The 14,786-nt window shown below is 59.9% G+C and carries 12 protein-coding genes; 6 read left to right on the forward strand and 6 right to left on the reverse strand.

Features of this window, described 5'->3' with window-relative positions; translation table 11 throughout:
• Positions 1-69: 69 nt before the first annotated feature.
• On the forward strand, positions 70-1,152 hold the full coding sequence (gene gcvT, locus ABH912_RS21830; RefSeq protein WP_429511633.1) for a glycine cleavage system aminomethyltransferase GcvT: 1,083 nt from the start codon (positions 70-72) through the stop codon (positions 1,150-1,152).
• Positions 1,153-1,201: 49 nt separating this feature from the next.
• On the forward strand, positions 1,202-1,585 hold the full coding sequence (gene gcvH / locus ABH912_RS21835) for a glycine cleavage system protein GcvH (protein WP_033060614.1): 384 nt from the start codon (positions 1,202-1,204) through the stop codon (positions 1,583-1,585).
• Between the two features lie 52 nt (positions 1,586-1,637).
• Here gcvH and ABH912_RS21840 read toward each other — a convergent pair whose 3' ends face one another.
• Positions 1,638-2,777 (reverse strand): DegT/DnrJ/EryC1/StrS family aminotransferase, encoded by a 1,140-nt coding sequence (locus ABH912_RS21840; RefSeq protein WP_033060613.1) that lies wholly within the window; start codon positions 2,775-2,777, stop codon positions 1,638-1,640.
• 153 nt (positions 2,778-2,930) lie between these two features.
• Between ABH912_RS21840 and gcvP the strand changes: the two genes are divergently transcribed.
• Positions 2,931-5,804, forward strand: a complete 2,874-nt coding sequence (gcvP, locus tag ABH912_RS21845) for an aminomethyl-transferring glycine dehydrogenase (RefSeq protein ID WP_429511634.1) — start codon at positions 2,931-2,933, stop codon at positions 5,802-5,804.
• A gap of 66 nt (positions 5,805-5,870) precedes the next feature.
• Here the strand turns inward: gcvP and ABH912_RS21850 are convergent, their stop codons facing one another.
• The 3 genes from ABH912_RS21850 to ABH912_RS21860 all read right to left on the reverse strand — a co-directional run bounded on the left by ABH912_RS21850 (position 5,871) and on the right by ABH912_RS21860 (position 8,475).
• The gene (locus ABH912_RS21850; protein ID WP_010466645.1) at positions 5,871-6,188 is read right to left on the reverse strand and encodes a DUF2388 domain-containing protein; all 318 of its coding nucleotides are present in this window, start codon (positions 6,186-6,188) and stop codon (positions 5,871-5,873) included.
• Between the two features lie 73 nt (positions 6,189-6,261).
• On the reverse strand, positions 6,262-8,046 hold the full coding sequence (locus ABH912_RS21855) for a GspE/PulE family protein (RefSeq protein WP_033060609.1): 1,785 nt from the start codon (positions 8,044-8,046) through the stop codon (positions 6,262-6,264).
• Between the two features lie 90 nt (positions 8,047-8,136).
• A complete protein-coding gene (locus ABH912_RS21860; protein WP_429511635.1) occupies positions 8,137-8,475 on the reverse strand; it encodes a hypothetical protein in 339 nt (112 codons plus the stop codon).
• 126 nt (positions 8,476-8,601) lie between these two features.
• Between ABH912_RS21860 and ABH912_RS21865 the strand changes: the two genes are divergently transcribed.
• Positions 8,602-9,066 carry an Lrp/AsnC family transcriptional regulator gene (locus ABH912_RS21865; protein WP_046045137.1) on the forward strand — a complete coding sequence of 155 codons (465 nt, stop codon included), beginning with the start codon at positions 8,602-8,604 and terminating at the stop codon, positions 9,064-9,066.
• Positions 9,067-9,182: 116 nt separating this feature from the next.
• On the opposite strand, the gene ABH912_RS21870 is transcribed toward ABH912_RS21865, so the two are convergent.
• Entirely contained in the window at positions 9,183-10,550 is a 1,368-nt protein-coding gene (locus tag ABH912_RS21870; RefSeq protein ID WP_429511636.1) for an inorganic triphosphatase, read from the reverse strand.
• A gap of 158 nt (positions 10,551-10,708) precedes the next feature.
• Between ABH912_RS21870 and argE the strand changes: the two genes are divergently transcribed.
• Positions 10,709-11,878, forward strand: a complete 1,170-nt coding sequence (gene argE, locus ABH912_RS21875; RefSeq protein ID WP_429511637.1) for an acetylornithine deacetylase — start codon at positions 10,709-10,711, stop codon at positions 11,876-11,878.
• Positions 11,879-12,143: 265 nt separating this feature from the next.
• On the forward strand, positions 12,144-13,442 hold the full coding sequence (argA, locus tag ABH912_RS21880; RefSeq protein WP_033060603.1) for an amino-acid N-acetyltransferase: 1,299 nt from the start codon (positions 12,144-12,146) through the stop codon (positions 13,440-13,442).
• 147 nt (positions 13,443-13,589) lie between these two features.
• Here the strand turns inward: argA and tauA are convergent, their stop codons facing one another.
• Positions 13,590-14,579: a taurine ABC transporter substrate-binding protein gene (gene tauA, locus ABH912_RS21885; RefSeq protein ID WP_033060601.1), complete on the reverse strand. Its 990-nt coding sequence runs from the start codon at positions 14,577-14,579 to the stop codon at positions 13,590-13,592.
• Between the last annotated feature and the right edge of the window lie 207 nt (positions 14,580-14,786).

Below are 14,786 nucleotides of genomic sequence, written 5' to 3' on the forward strand. Positions count from 1 at the left end.
TTCTATTTCAAGGCTTTCACCCCGTGCAGCACCGGCCCGCACCTTCGCCACGCCCGGAAGGAGAAACCCATGGGACAGCGCACGCCTCTGTATGACCTTCATCTCGCCCTTGGCGCGAAGATGGTCGATTTTGGCGGTTGGGATATGCCTTTGCATTACGGCTCGCAGGTCGAGGAACACCATCAGGTGCGCCGCGATTGCGGGGTTTTCGATGTATCCCACATGACCGTGATCGATGTCAGCGGCCCTCAGGCCAAGGCCTGGCTCCAGCATTTGCTGGCCAATGACGTCGAACGTCTGCACAGCCCTGGCCGTGCCCTGTACAGCACCATGCTCAACGAGCGCGGCGGCATCGTCGACGACATGATCGTCTACCGTCTCGAGGACGGTTATCGTTTGGTGGTCAACGCCTCCACCCGCAATCAGGACCTCGCCTGGATGCAGGCTCACCTCGATGGTTTCGATGTGCAGCTCAACGAGCGCTCCGAGTTGGCGATGCTGGCCATTCAAGGTCCCCAGGCCCGGCACAAAATCTCCGAACTGGTGAGCCAGTCCCGCGGCAACCTGATTCAGATGCTCAAGCCCTTCGAAGGCCAGCCCGATGGTGACTGGTTCATCGCGCGTACGGGTTACACCGGCGAAGATGGCCTGGAAATCGTTCTGCCGGCCAATCAGGCGCCAGGATTCTTTAACGATCTGGTGGGCGCGGGCATCTCGCCGATTGGTCTCGGCGCGCGCGATACGCTGCGGGTCGAAGCCGGCATGAACCTCTACGGTCAGGACATTCATCAAGACGTTTCACCACTGGCCTCCAACATGGCCTGGAGCATTGCGTGGGAACCGGCCACTCGCCAGTTCATCGGTCGCAGCGCTCTTGAAGCCGAACAGGCGGGTGGCGTGCAGCACAAACTGGTCGGTCTGGTCCTTGAGGAGCGTGGAGTTTTGCGCGCTCATCAAGTGGTCCGCATCGCCAATGTTGGCGAAGGGGAGATCACCAGTGGTAGTTTCTCTCCTACGCTTAGCAAGTCGATAGCACTGGCGCGCGTGCCGATGGCGACAGCCGACCGCGCAGAAGTGGAAATCCGTGGCAAGTGGTACCCGGTTCGAGTGGTCAAACCGACCTTCGTACGCCATGGCAAAACCTTGATCTAACCTTTCTGGCGGGCAACGACCGCTGACAATTCTCTTGAGGACACAGAACATGAGCGATATTCCTGCCGACCTGCGTTTTGCCGAAAGTCACGAGTGGGCCCGTCTCGAAGCCGATGGCACCGTCACCGTGGGCATCAGCGATCACGCTCAGGAAGCCTTGGGCGACGTGGTGTTCGTTGAGCTGACCGAAGTCGGAACAGTCTTTGCTGCCGGTGATCAATCCGGTGTGGTTGAGTCGGTTAAAGCTGCTTCGGACATCTACTCCCCGGTTGCCGGTGAAGTGATTGCCATCAACGAAGAACTGAGCGCTAACCCTGAGTTGCTCAACTCCGACCCGTACGGCGCCTGGATCTTCAAGCTCAAGCCAAGCAACGCTGGCGATCTGGACAAGCTGCTCGACGCGGCAGGCTATAAAGCCGCTATCGGCGAATAATCTTCGCCCTGCGAAATCCATGTGGGAGCGAGCAAGCCCGCTCCCACAGGTTTTATGGCTTTAGAACGGCTTTGACCGCTGCTACCGAACGCTCAACATCCGCTTTAGTCATGGCGGTAAACATCGGCAGCGAAACAATCAGGCGACCGACCCGTTCGGCCACCGGGAACATGCCCTCTTTGAACCCGCGCTCGCGGTAAAGGCTCAGCAGGTGAATCGGCGGATAGTGATAGCCGATGCCGATACCCAATGCCTGCATCTGCTCCATGAAGGTAGCCCGTGCCGGTTGGCCATCTTTACGCTCAGGCAGCACCAGCTGAAACAAATGCCAGTTGCTGTTCTCGAAATCCGCCGGGGGTAGTTGAGCCCCGTACTGCGCTTCGAAATCCTCACCAAAACAAGCGAAATAGTGCCTGGCCAGTTCACGGCGATGAGCAGTGATTGCTTCGATGTGAGCAAACTGCCCCAGACCGATGGCCGCCGCAACGTCGGTCATGTTGAACTTGCCGCCCAGCACGTCAACGTCCAGTCCATCGAAGCCGTTACGGGTGACGCCCTGTAAACGGTACTTTTGCGCCAGTCGCACTTCCTCGGCATTGTTCAATACAAGGCAACCGCCCTCTGACGAGGTGACGTTTTTGTTCGCCTGGAAACTGAAGGACACGAAATCGCCGGTCGAGCCAATGCGCTGGCCGTTCCAGCTCGAACCCAAGGCTTGCGCGGCGTCTTCGACAATCCGCAACCCGTGTTTTTTGGCGATCGCATACAACCGGCTCATGTCCACTGGCAAACCGGCGAGGTATACCGGAATGATCGCTTTGGTGCGCGGGGTGATTGCCGCTTCCAGCTGATCCAGGTTGATGTTGCGGGTAATCGGGTCGATGTCGGCAAACACCGGCGTGGCGCCGACTTCCAGAATGACGTTGGCGGTGGCCACCCAGGAAATCGGCGTGGTGATCACTTCATCGCCCGGTCCGACCCCGGCAATGCGCAGGGCGATTTCCATGGTGCAGGTGCCGGAATTGAAGGTGAGTACCGGGCGCCCGCCAAAAAACTCCGAGAGTTGTTGTTCAAAGGCCTGGACCTTGGGGCCGCTGGTAATCCAGCCCGAGCGCAACACGTCGCCAACCGCGGCAATCGTCGCTTCGTCGATGGTGGGTTTGGAGAAAGGCAGGAAAGGCAGTTGATTCATGAGTTCAGAACCCGATCAGCGGATATTAGGTGTGCGCCGAGCATGATGATCCGGATTGATCGACGGCGCCACGCCATCCGCCCGGGTATCGACTGCTATGCTGGTTTGACCGTGTTGCATCGACGTTGAGCGCCAGTCAAGAGAGAGCCCGTCATGTCCCAGTTGCCGTCCTTGAGCCAGTTACGCGACCCCAATGCCTTCCTTCGCCGCCACCTCGGGCCCGATGCCGCCGAGCAACAGGCGATGCTCGACAGCCTCGGCCTCGGCAGCCGGGTCGAGTTGATCGAGCAGACGGTGCCGCCGGGAATCCGCCTGAACAGGCCGCTCGACTTGCCACCCGCGCTCGACGAAGAAGCCGCGCTGGCCAAACTGCGCGGTTACGCCGAGCAAAACCAGGTCTGGACCAGCCTGATCGGCATGGGCTACCACGGCACCCTCACGCCGACCGTCATTGTGCGCAACGTGCTGGAAAATCCCGGTTGGTACACCGCGTACACGCCCTATCAACCAGAGATCGCCCAAGGGCGACTCGAAGCGCTGCTGAACTTCCAGCAGTTGACCATCGACCTCACGGGCCTGGAACTGGCCAACGCCTCGCTGCTGGACGAAGCCACGGCGGCGGCGGAAGCCATGGCACTGGCCAAGCGGGTCGCCAAGTCCAGGAGCAATCTGTTCTTCGTCGACGAAAACTGTCATCCGCAGACCATTTCCGTGGTGCAGACCCGGGCAGAAGGGTTCGGCTTCGAGCTGATCATCGACGCTGTGGATAACTTGAAACAGCACCAGGTGTTCGGCGCGCTCCTGCAATATCCCGATACCCACGGCGAGATCCACGATCTTCGTCCCTTGATCGATCATCTGCATGCGCAGCAAGCCCTGGCGTGTGTCGCCACCGACCTGCTGAGTCTGCTGTTACTGACGCCGCCGGGGGAGTTGGGCGCCGACGTGGTGTTCGGCTCATCCCAGCGTTTCGGCGTGCCCATGGGTTACGGCGGCCCTCACGCGGCGTTTTTTGCCAGTCGCGATGAATACAAACGGGCGATTCCCGGGCGGATCATCGGCGTGTCGAAGGACGCTCGCGGCAACGTCGCTTTGCGCATGGCCCTGCAAACCCGCGAGCAACATATCCGTCGGGAGAAGGCTAACTCGAACATTTGCACCGCTCAGGTGCTGCTGGCCAACATTGCCAGTTTCTATGCGGTCTACCACGGTCCGGAAGGGCTCAAACGCATTGCCCAACGCGTCCATCGGCTGACCTGCATCCTCGCCGCTGGCCTGGAGCGCCACGGCATCACCCGCCTTAATAAACACTTTTTCGACACGCTGACGCTGGAGGTCGGTGGCACTCAGACGGCAATCATCGAAAGTGCCCAGGCTGCACAGATCAACCTGCGCATTCTCGGGCGCGGGCAGTTGGGGCTGAGCCTCGACGAGACCTCTGACGAATCCACCGTCGCGAAGTTGTTTGATGTGTTCCTCGGGTCCGATCACGGGCTTAACGTCGACGAACTGGACGCTGAAACCCTTGCTTCCGGCATTCCCGCAGGTCTGCTGCGTACCTCACCTTATCTGCGTCACCCGGTGTTCAGCGCCCATCACAGCGAAACCGAGATGCTGCGTTACCTCAAGCAACTGGAAAACAAGGACCTGGCGCTCAATCAATCGATGATCCCGCTGGGCTCCTGCACCATGAAGCTCAACGCCACCAGCGAGATGATCCCCATCACATGGCCGCAGTTCGCCAACCTGCACCCGTTTGTGCCGAAAGAGCAGGCGGTCGGTTATTCGCTGATGATCGAAGAACTGGAGCGCTGGCTCTGCGCGATTACCGGTTTTGATGCGATCTGCATGCAACCCAACTCCGGCGCCCAAGGCGAGTACGCCGGGTTGCTGGCGATCCGCAAATATCATGAGAGTCGTCATGAGGGCGCGCGGGATATCTGCTTGATCCCGTCCTCGGCCCACGGCACCAACCCGGCGTCGGCGCAGATGGCCGGGATGCGGGTGGTGATCGTCGAATGCGACGAGGCGGGCAACGTTGATCTGGATGACCTCAAAGGCAAAGCCGCAGAGGCCGCAGACAAACTCGCCTGCCTGATGGCGACGTATCCTTCGACCCACGGCGTATACGAGGAAGGCATCAGCGAAATCTGCGAAGTTATCCACAGCCACGGCGGCCAGGTGTACATGGATGGCGCCAACCTTAACGCTCAGGTCGGACTGGCGCGCCCGGCGGACATTGGTGCCGACGTGTCCCACATGAACCTGCACAAGACTTTCTGCATTCCACATGGCGGCGGCGGGCCGGGCATGGGGCCGATTGGTGTGCGGGCGCATCTGGCGCCGTTCGTGGCCAACCACCCGGTGGTGCCGATCGAAGGGCCACTGGCGCAGAACGGCGCAGTCAGCGCGGCGCCTTGGGGCAGTGCGAGCATTCTGCCGATCAGTTGGATGTACATCGCGATGATGGGGCCGCAGCTGGCAGATGCCAGTGAGGTGGCGATCCTCGCCGCGAATTACCTGGCGCAGCACTTGTCCGGGGCGTTTCCGGTGCTTTACACCGGGCGCAACGAGCGGGTGGCGCACGAATGCATTCTTGACCTGCGGCCACTCAAGGCGTTGACCGGGATCAGCGAGGAGGACGTCGCCAAGCGGCTGATGGACTATGGCTTCCATGCGCCGACCATGTCGTTTCCGGTACCGGGGACGTTGATGGTGGAACCCACCGAAAGTGAATCGAAGGCAGAACTGGACCGGTTCATCGGGGCGATGTTGAGTATCCGCGCGGAAATCACCGAGGTGCAAAACGGCAACTGGCCGGCCGATGACAACCCGCTGAAACGCTCACCGCATACCCTGGCGGATATCACCGGGGTTTGGGAACGGCCCTACAGCATCGAGCAGGCGGTTACGCCGGATGCTCACACCAAGGCGCATAAGTACTGGCCGGTGGTGAACCGGGTGGACAATGTTTACGGTGATCGCAATCTGTTCTGTGCGTGTGTCCCGGTAGATGATTACCGCTGACAGCGGTTTTGCAGCGGGCAAAAAAATGCCGCTCATGTGAGCGGCATTTTTGTTCAGCCGTAAAGCTTATTCCGACGCGACAGCATTCTTCGCCAGGATCGCGTTCGCCAGTTCCATGTCCGTGGCCTGCAGGCCAGGGTTGTCGGCACGGACTTTCTGCATCGCGGCCTCCAGGTATGGACCGCGAATGCCGCCGTCACTGGCGACAAAGCTGCCAGCATCGTCTTGTGCGGCAACGATCAGCTTGTGATCCTTGAAGGTCAGGTAGGTCGAGCCGGTGGTGGCACCGGACGAGATGACATTACGCCAAAAGCTATCGGCCATCGCCGAACCGACAGGAAGGGACAACAAGGCGATGGTAGCGACAGCAAGTTTGAGACGCATATTGAGTGACTCCACTGGGTTAACTACGGCGTTGGATTGCCAATCCCCCAATCGAGTTCCATGACGGTCACGCCTACTTTTGTTCGCTCTGCGGCGTTACTCGCAGCACCTCCTCGATCGTCGTCAAACCCGCTGCGACTTTTTGCGCCCCTGACAATCGCAAACTGCGCATGCCTTCCTTGAACGCCTGACGCCGCACGGCCAGCAAATCGGTGTCGGGGTTGATCAGCGCTTTGACGCCGTCCGTCAGCTGCATGATTTCGTAGACCCCGGCGCGACCGCGGTAACCGGTATCGCGGCATTCCAGGCAACCGATGGCGCGATGTGCGTTGTTCGGCAACGGTGCGTTCCAGGGCCGGGTCAAGGTTTGCCAGTCTTCTTCACCCAGCGTCAGCGGTGCCTTGCAATGCGGGCACAAGGTGCGGACCAGGCGCTGGGCCATGACGCCAAGCACCGTGGCTTTGATCAGGTAATGCGGCACACCCAGCTCCAGCAAGCGGCTGATCGCGCTCGGTGCATCGTTGGTGTGCAGCGTCGACAGCACCAAGTGACCCGTGAGCGCTGCCTGGATTGCCATTTCAGCGGTTTCCAGATCACGGATCTCACCGATCATGATGATGTCCGGATCCTGCCGCATCAGTGCGCGCACACCGGCGGCGAAAGTCAGGTCGATGTTGTGCTGGACCTGCATCTGGTTGAACGCCGGCTCGACCATTTCGATCGGGTCTTCGATGGTGCAGAGGTTGACCTCCGGCGTCGCCAGTTTCTTCAGGGTGGTGTAGAGCGTGGTGGTCTTGCCGGAACCGGTCGGGCCGGTGACCAGAATGATGCCGTTGGGCTGGGTCGTCATGTCCTGCCAGCGGCGCAAGTCGTCGGCGGAGAAGCCCAACTGATCAAAGTTCTTGAGCAGTACCTCCGGGTCGAAGATCCGCATGACCATTTTTTCGCCGAATGCAGTAGGCAATGTCGACAGCCGCAACTCGACTTCGCCACCGTCCGGGGTTTTGGTCTTGACCCGGCCGTCCTGGGGTTTGCGTTTTTCCGCGACGTTCATCCGCCCAAGGCTTTTCAGGCGGCTGACAATGGCCATGGTCACTTGCGGCGGGAATTGATAGACGTTGTGCAGCACGCCGTCGATGCGAAAGCGCACCGTGCCTTGCTCGCGCCGGGGTTCGATGTGGATATCGCTGGCGCGCTGCTGGAACGCGTACTGGAATAGCCAATCGACGATGTTGACGATGTGCGCGTCATTGGCGTCCGGTTCCTGGTCGCTGGCGCCGAGGTTGAGCAGCTGCTCGAAGTTGCCCAGGGTGTTCATCTGCTGATCGGTGTTGGTCGCGCCGCTGACCGATTTGGCCAGGCGGAAGAACTCCACGCTGAAGCGCTGGATGTCGACCGGGTTGGCGACCACACGCTTGATCGGCAGTTTCAGCACATGGGTCAGGTCGGCTTCCCAGCCGGTGACGTAGGGCTGGGCGCTGGCCACGGTGACTGCCTCGCGGTCGATAGACACCGCAAGAATCTTGTGGCGCTGGGCGAACGCGTAGGACATCAGCGGCGTAATCGCGGCGACGTTGATCTTCAGCGGGTCGATACGCAGATAAGGCTGACCGGCCTGCTGCGACAGCCACAGGGTCAGGCTTTCCAGGTCGAGGTGTTTGCCGGGACGGCTGAGATCGTCCAGGAGTTGGCTGGCGATGAATTCCAGTGGGTGCATCTGGCCATTGGTGGCGTGACGGCGTCGAGCATTGAGCGCGAGTTCGGCCGAGTCCTGACTGATGAAGCCTTGGGCGACCAGTTCACGCAGCAAATCATTGAGATCCAGCCAGCGGTCCTGAATGGCGAGTTGAACGGACATGCGGGCTCCTCATGAACAACAGTTCGCAAAGGATAGTCGCGGACCTGCAGACCGTTGGGCCACTACACGACGAAGCCGTGTCGAGTTTTTTCAGCCCGCCGCCTGAGCCGGTTCATCCCATGCGCATTCAGCCGCTTGCAGCTCAACGGAACAGACGCTGATCAGGTTACGTAATTTTTCTGCGATCACTTGGGCGCGGTGCCAGCTCAGGCCGTCTATCACGATGTCGATCGACAGCAGATCGTCCATCCGCTGCACGTTGACCTGTTGCGGCGTCAGAAACTGCAAAGCGAACAGGTTGAGCGCCCGGCACAGCAGGTCCGGTTCGGCCTCGGCGAGCAATTGATAGTGAACGCGGCAGTGGGCGTTGCTGACGTTCCAGACATCGGCGCGGGTGTGCGGGGTGTTGACGGCTTCTAAATGCGGCATGGTCGGTCTCCAAAATCACTGGAGGAATTTTTACATTCGGTGCTGGGCATTTCTTATCTATGATTGGGCTTATTGGCGATTATTTGAATTGCTTGATTCGGTAAGTTATCAATCAAAGGTTTTTTTATGCACAGCGAGCTGGATGGCTACGACCGCAAGATTCTCGCGTTGCTGCAAGAGGACGCTTCGCTCTCCAGCGCGCAGATCGCCGAGCAGGTGGGGCTGTCGCAGTCGCCGTGCTGGCGGCGGATTCAGCGGATGAAGGAGGAGGGGATTATTCGCGGGCAGGTGACGCTGCTTGATCGGAAGAAAATCGGTCTGAACACGCAGATCTTCGCTGAAATCAAACTCAACGCTCACGGGCGTTCGAACTTCACCGAATTCACCGAGGCGATTCGCGGCTTTCCCGAAGTGCTGGAGTGTTATGTGCTGATGGGGTCGGTGGATTTCTTGCTGCGGATTGTGACGGCGGATATTGAGGCGTATGAGCGGTTTTTCTTCGAGAAGCTGTCGATGGTGCCGGGGATTCAGGAGGTGAACTCGATCGTGGCGTTGTCGGAGATCAAGTCCACGACGAGTTTGCCGGTCTGAAGATTTACGGTGAAAGTTCTGGCCTCTTCGCGGGCAAGCCTCGCTCCTACAGGTTTATATCTGCCGCGAAAATGGCGCATGACCTGTAGGAGCGAGGCTTGCCCGCGAAGGCGTCCTTACATACGCAGCAGCATCTTCCACGCACGATTCTGATACACCGCAATCGCCTGCTGCTTGCGCGCATCCAGCGATTCATCGGTGATCGGCTCGTTAGCAAGCAGAGCAAGCTGTTTCAGCTCACCGTACAAGCGATCCATTTCCGGGATGTCCAGCACGCTGCGGGCGTGGTGCAGCCAGGCCTGGATGCGTTCGATGCGCGGCAGTTGCTCGGCCAGGTCTTCCGGCTGTTGCTGATAACGCTGCAGTTGCAGGGAAGTCGCTTCTTCACCCAGCAAACGCGGCAGCCAGCTGCCCAGTTGCGCAGCGCCTTGGCGATTGCCACGGACGTTGCGGTCGGCAGCCCAAGTGCGGGCCAGCAACCAGCGCGAAGTGTTCAGCGAGAACAGGCCCCAGCGTGGATCTTCGAGTTCTTCGAGGAACTGCTCAGGCGCGGCTTTGCGCACGTCTTCGTCGTCGATACCGGCTTGCACCAGCGGACGCCAGTCTTCGAGCAAGGCATCCAGCGCGATGCGTAGATCGTGCGTCGACTGACGCGGCGCGGCTTGGCCCAGGCTGCTCAGCAGCGCGCGCAATTCAGCCAGGTTTTCGACCCAGTCCAGCAACAGGCGCCAGTGGCCGTTGAAGCGATACTGCTCGGCCAGACGCTGGCTGCTGCTCAGCAAGTGCCAGCTCAATGCAGCGAAAGCGTCATCCAGCGGGGTTTCGGCGGTAATCTGCGGCGCCGGCAGGCTCAGCGAGTAGCTGTTGGCGTCGTACAGGCGATAACCGCGCTCGGCCTTGCTGATGTCACACGGCATCAGGGCCAGGGTTGCGGCCAGTTCGGCGGCCAGTTCCAGCAACGCGGCCGGTTCGCCTTCGCGCAGTTCCAGTTCCAGCTCGCAGATTTCTTCTTTCTGCTTGCCTACGATCACGTGACCCAGATCCAGTGCGGCTTCGATGACCACTTTGGTCTTGCCACGGCCCCAGGCGATTTCTGCGCGTTCGCGGACGAAGTCGGTGGTGAAGATCGGCTTCAGGGTTTTCTTGTCCAGCTCGGCCAACTCTTCAGGCCAGCATTCGCCGTCAAGTTTCTTCACGTCGAGCTTGGCTTTGGGCAGGTTCCAGTCGTATTCGTTACGCTCGGACAAACCGGCAACGCTATGGCCGCGGGTCTTGAGGGTCTGAATCACTTCTTCGCCATCGCGGCGCAGGCGCAGGGCAACCTTGGCGCGGGCCAGGTCGCGCTCAGGCGTGTCGAAGTACTGGTTCATCAACTCACGGCGTTCCCAGCCACTTTTGTTGCGTTTTTTCAGGAGCGGGTGCTCGCGCAGGGCCGCGAGAGTTTCTCGGCTGACGCGGAGTTTGATTTCGGTTTCTTTCTGCATGGCCGGAAAATCCAGGATCGGGAGCGCAGCCGGGGGGAATGTGTGGCTGCCAAGGTCGTGCAGTGTACAGGACTCATCAGCCCTACGCGCCGCGGCGGTTTATTCCTGTCGCCAGATGGTTCTATGATGGAGTTCAAATCGGGAGTTGGGAGTCAGCGATGCTTTTGCCATCCATGAAAGATCAGTTCGCTGCGCTGATCGCTGCGCCGTCCGTCAGTTGTACGCAGGCCAGCCTCGATCAAACCAACCGTCCGGTGATTGATTTGCTGGCGACGTGGCTCGGCGATCTGGGTTTTACCTGCGACATCCAGCAGGTCAGCCCCGGCAAATTCAACCTGCTGGCCAGTTTCGGTTCCGGCCCCGGTGGCCTGGTGCTGGCCGGTCACAGCGACACGGTGCCGTTCGATGAGGCGTTGTGGCAGACCGATCCGCTGAAGCTGACCGAAGTCGACGGCCGCTGGGTCGGACTTGGCAGCTGCGACATGAAGGGCTTTTTCGCGCTGGCCATCGAAGCCGTCATACCGCTGCTCGACCAGCCGTTCAAGCAACCGCTGCTGATCCTCGCTACCTGCGATGAAGAAAGCTCGATGTCCGGCGCTCGCGCCCTGGCCGAAGCCGGGCGTCCGCTCGGTCGTGCGGCGGTGATTGGCGAGCCGACCGGGCTGAAGCCGATCCGCATGCACAAAGGCATCATGATGGAGCGCATCGACATCCTCGGTCAGAGCGGCCACTCCTCGGATCCGCGCCTCGGCCACAGCGCCCTCGAAGCCATGCACGATGCCATCGGTGAACTGCGTGGTTTGCGGTTGGCGTGGCAGCGTGAATTCCGTAATCCACAGTTCAGCGTGCCGACGCCGACCCTGAATTTCGGCTGCATCCATGGTGGCGATAACCCCAACCGTATTTGCGGCCAGTGTTCGCTGGAGTTTGATCTGCGCCCGTTACCGGGCATGGACCCCAATGCCCTGCGCGCGGAGATTCTGCAGAAGCTCAAGCCCATTGCCGAGTGGCACCAGGTGAAGATCGATTACGCGCCGCTGTTCCCCGAAGTGCCGCCGTTCGAGCAGGCCGAGGACGCCGAATTGGTCCGGATCGCGGAAAAGCTCACCGGCCATCGTGCCGAAGCAGTGGCGTTCGGCACCGAAGCGCCTTATCTTCAGCGTCTTGGCTGCGAAACCCTGGTGCTCGGCCCTGGCGACATCGCCTGTGCGCACCAACCGGGGGAATACCTCGAAATGTCACGTTTGCAGCCTACGGTGCATCTATTACGTCAACTGATTGAACATTACTGCCTGACACCGGCCGAAACACCGATGACAGTCAGTTGAGCGAGGTTCCTGTAGGAGTGAGCCTGCTCGCGATAGCGGTGTGTCAGACACTTCAGTATCGACTGACATTTCGCTATCGCGAGCAGGCTCACTCCTACAGGGGCTGTGTCATGGCTGACAAGACTTGTAAATTGCCAATGTCCCAACCCGTATTCATGAGGAGAGCGCGCGTGTCGCCAAGCCTGTTCCGACGATAACCATCAGCCCGCTGTGCGTTTTCTGTTTCGCCCATTTTTTGGCTGCTATTTATTACAGGCCCAGGTTCATGCCCGAATACGTTAATTGGCTTCGTCACGCTTCGCCTTACATCAACGCTCACCGCGATTGCACCTTCGTCGTCATGCTGCCCGGCGACGGCGTGGAGCACCCGAACTTCGGCAATATCGTCCACGACCTGGTGCTGTTGCACAGCCTGGGCGTGCGACTGGTGCTGGTTCACGGTTCCCGTCCGCAAATTGAAACCCGCCTGGCTACGCGCGGCCTGACCCCGCATTACCACCACGGCATGCGCATCACCGATGCCGCAACGCTGGAGTGTGTGATCGATGCGGTGGGCCAGCTGCGTATCGCCATCGAGGCGCGGCTGTCGATGGACATGGCTTCATCGCCGATGCAGGGCTCGCGTCTGCGGGTGGCCAGCGGCAACCTGGTGACGGCGCGGCCGATTGGCGTGCTCGAAGGTGTCGACTATCACCACACCGGCGAAGTGCGTCGGGTCGACCGCAAGGGCATCAATCGCCTGCTGGATGAGCGTTCCATCGTGCTGTTGTCGCCACTGGGTTACTCGCCGACCGGTGAGATTTTCAACCTGGCCTGCGAAGACGTTGCCACTCGCGCGGCCATCGATCTGGGGGCGGACAAGCTGCTGTTGTTCGGTGCCGACCTGGGTCTGATCGATGAAAACGGTCGTCTGGTTCGTGAGTTGCGTCCGCAACAAGTGCCGGCGCATCTGCAGCGTCTGGGCAGCAACTATCAGGCTGAGCTGCTGGATGCGGCCGCTGAGGCCTGCCGCGGCGGCGTGGCGCGCAGTCATATCGTCAGCTACGCCGAAGACGGCGCGCTGCTGACCGAACTGTTCACCCGTGACGGTGGCGGTACGCTGGTGGCCCAGGAGCAATTCGAGGTTGTGCGCGAAGCGGCCATCGAAGACGTTGGTGGTTTGCTGGATTTGATCAGCCCGCTGGAAGAGCAGGGCATTCTGGTGCGGCGTTCCCGCGAGGTGCTGGAGCGTGAGATCGAGCAGTTCAGTGTAGTCGAGCGCGAAGGCATGATCATCGCGTGTGCGGCGCTGTATCAGATTGCTGATTCGGATGCGGGGGAGTTGGCGTGTCTGGCGGTGAACCCGGAATACCGCCATGGCGGTCGTGGTGATGAATTGCTGGAACGCATCGAAACCCGCGCCCGGGCGCAGGGGTTGAAAACCTTGTTCGTACTGACGACCCGGACCGCTCACTGGTTTCGCGAGCGTGGGTTTGTGCCGAGCAGCGTAGAGCGTCTGCCGTCGGCGCGTGCGTCGCTGTACAACTATCAGCGTAATTCGAAGATCTTCGAAAAGACCCTGTAACAATGTGGCGAGGGAGCTTGCTCCCGCTGGGCTGCGGAGCGGCCCCAAAACCAGCGACCGCGGTATGACAGATTCACCGCGTTGTCGGGGTTGGGAGTCCTCCGGCCTCCAGCGGGAGCAAGCACCCTCGCCACAGGGTTCTGCGCGTTACTCAGCCACAAACTTCGCGCTGACATACGGCGAATAGTCCGGCAGCACCGTCTCGACCTTCCCTTGTTCCTTCAAGAACTTCGCCGTCTCGCCAATCGCCTTGGCCGTGCCGCCGTCCAGCAGCGCGGTGGTCTGTTGGGCTTTAGCCTCCGGGAACGTAGAGCCGGCCAGCAACTCCGGCACATCGACGGCATTGGCTCCGGTCAGTTTGGCGATTTTTTGCACCGGTACCGAGTCAGCAGTCCAGCTGTCTTTATGCGCGGCATAGTCGGCGAACGAGTCCAGCGTGACCTTGGCAAATTTGGCCACAACCTCTGGGTGCTTCTCGGCGTAATCCTTGCGCGCGACCCAGACCTCGAAGGTCGGCGCACCCCATTGGCCGACCTGTGCCGCGTCGGTCAAGGTCTTGCCGGTCTTGCGAATTTCCCCCAGCGCGGGTGACCAGACAAACGCACCATCGATGTCACCACGCTTCCACGCCGCCGCGATTTCCGCCGGCTGCAAATTCACTACTTTGACTTTCGAGGCGTCCAGGCCCCAATGCTTCAACGCCCCTAGCAAACTGTAGTGGGAGGTTGAAACGAAGGGGGTGGCGATGGTCTTGCCGATCAGATCTTCCGGTTTATCGATGCCGCTGCCGTTACGCACCACGAGGGCTTCAGCGGCGTTGATCTGGGCGGAAACGATGAACGCGACAATCGGCAGATTGCGCGAAGCAGCGGCTGCCAGCGGACTTGAGCCGAGGTTGCCAATCTGCACGTCGCCGGAAGCAATGGCAGTAACCACTTCCGGGCCGCTATTGAAACGACGCCAGTCAATTTTCTGGCCTAGGGTTTTCTCGTACAGTCCGTCTGCCTGGGGGACTTTGCTGGGGTCGATGCCGGTTTGATAACCGATCGTGAGGTTCGCCGCATGTGCGCTAAAAGATATTATTAGCGATACATAAACTGTAACAATTGAACCGGATAGTGCGCGTTTGGTCGTCATGGCGCTGCCTTTCGATAGGGATTGATCGTGAATTGCATCAAAGCTAATCGATCTAAAAAAAGGCTTACAAATACCATTTAGGAATTAGCTTATGAGCCGGTACCCGTGTCCCGGTTCAAGGGGTAGGGCGGAGCTAAATTCCTAAACGGTATGAAAAAGAATTGGGTGATTCTTTTTGGGTTTATGGCCCGACAAGGAAGAAATTTA

Origin of the sequence: Pseudomonas sp. BT76 TE3572 (assembly GCF_050435365.1) — a bacterium.
Classification (GTDB): domain Bacteria; phylum Pseudomonadota; class Gammaproteobacteria; order Pseudomonadales; family Pseudomonadaceae; genus Aquipseudomonas; species Aquipseudomonas fluorescens_W.

Bases quoted from the DNA above. Each gene is read 5' to 3' on its own strand.
- ABH912_RS21850 (WP_010466645.1), bottom strand. From the start codon at position 6,188: ATGCGTCTCAAACTTGCTGTCGCTACCATCGCCTTGTTGTCCCTTCCT.
- tauA (WP_033060601.1), bottom strand. From the start codon at position 14,579: ATGACGACCAAACGCGCACTATCCGGTTCAATTGTTACAGTTTATGTA.
- ABH912_RS21870 (WP_429511636.1), bottom strand. From the start codon at position 10,550: ATGCAGAAAGAAACCGAAATCAAACTCCGCGTCAGCCGAGAAACTCTC.
- argE (WP_429511637.1), top strand. From the start codon at position 10,709: ATGCTTTTGCCATCCATGAAAGATCAGTTCGCTGCGCTGATCGCTGCG.
- gcvH (WP_033060614.1), top strand. From the start codon at position 1,202: ATGAGCGATATTCCTGCCGACCTGCGTTTTGCCGAAAGTCACGAGTGG.
- argA (WP_033060603.1), top strand. From the start codon at position 12,144: ATGCCCGAATACGTTAATTGGCTTCGTCACGCTTCGCCTTACATCAAC.
- gcvP (WP_429511634.1), top strand. From the start codon at position 2,931: ATGTCCCAGTTGCCGTCCTTGAGCCAGTTACGCGACCCCAATGCCTTC.
- ABH912_RS21840 (WP_033060613.1), bottom strand. From the start codon at position 2,777: ATGAATCAACTGCCTTTCCTGCCTTTCTCCAAACCCACCATCGACGAA.
- ABH912_RS21860 (WP_429511635.1), bottom strand. From the start codon at position 8,475: ATGCCGCATTTAGAAGCCGTCAACACCCCGCACACCCGCGCCGATGTC.
- ABH912_RS21855 (WP_033060609.1), bottom strand. From the start codon at position 8,046: ATGTCCGTTCAACTCGCCATTCAGGACCGCTGGCTGGATCTCAATGAT.
- gcvT (WP_429511633.1), top strand. From the start codon at position 70: ATGGGACAGCGCACGCCTCTGTATGACCTTCATCTCGCCCTTGGCGCG.
- ABH912_RS21865 (WP_046045137.1), top strand. From the start codon at position 8,602: ATGCACAGCGAGCTGGATGGCTACGACCGCAAGATTCTCGCGTTGCTG.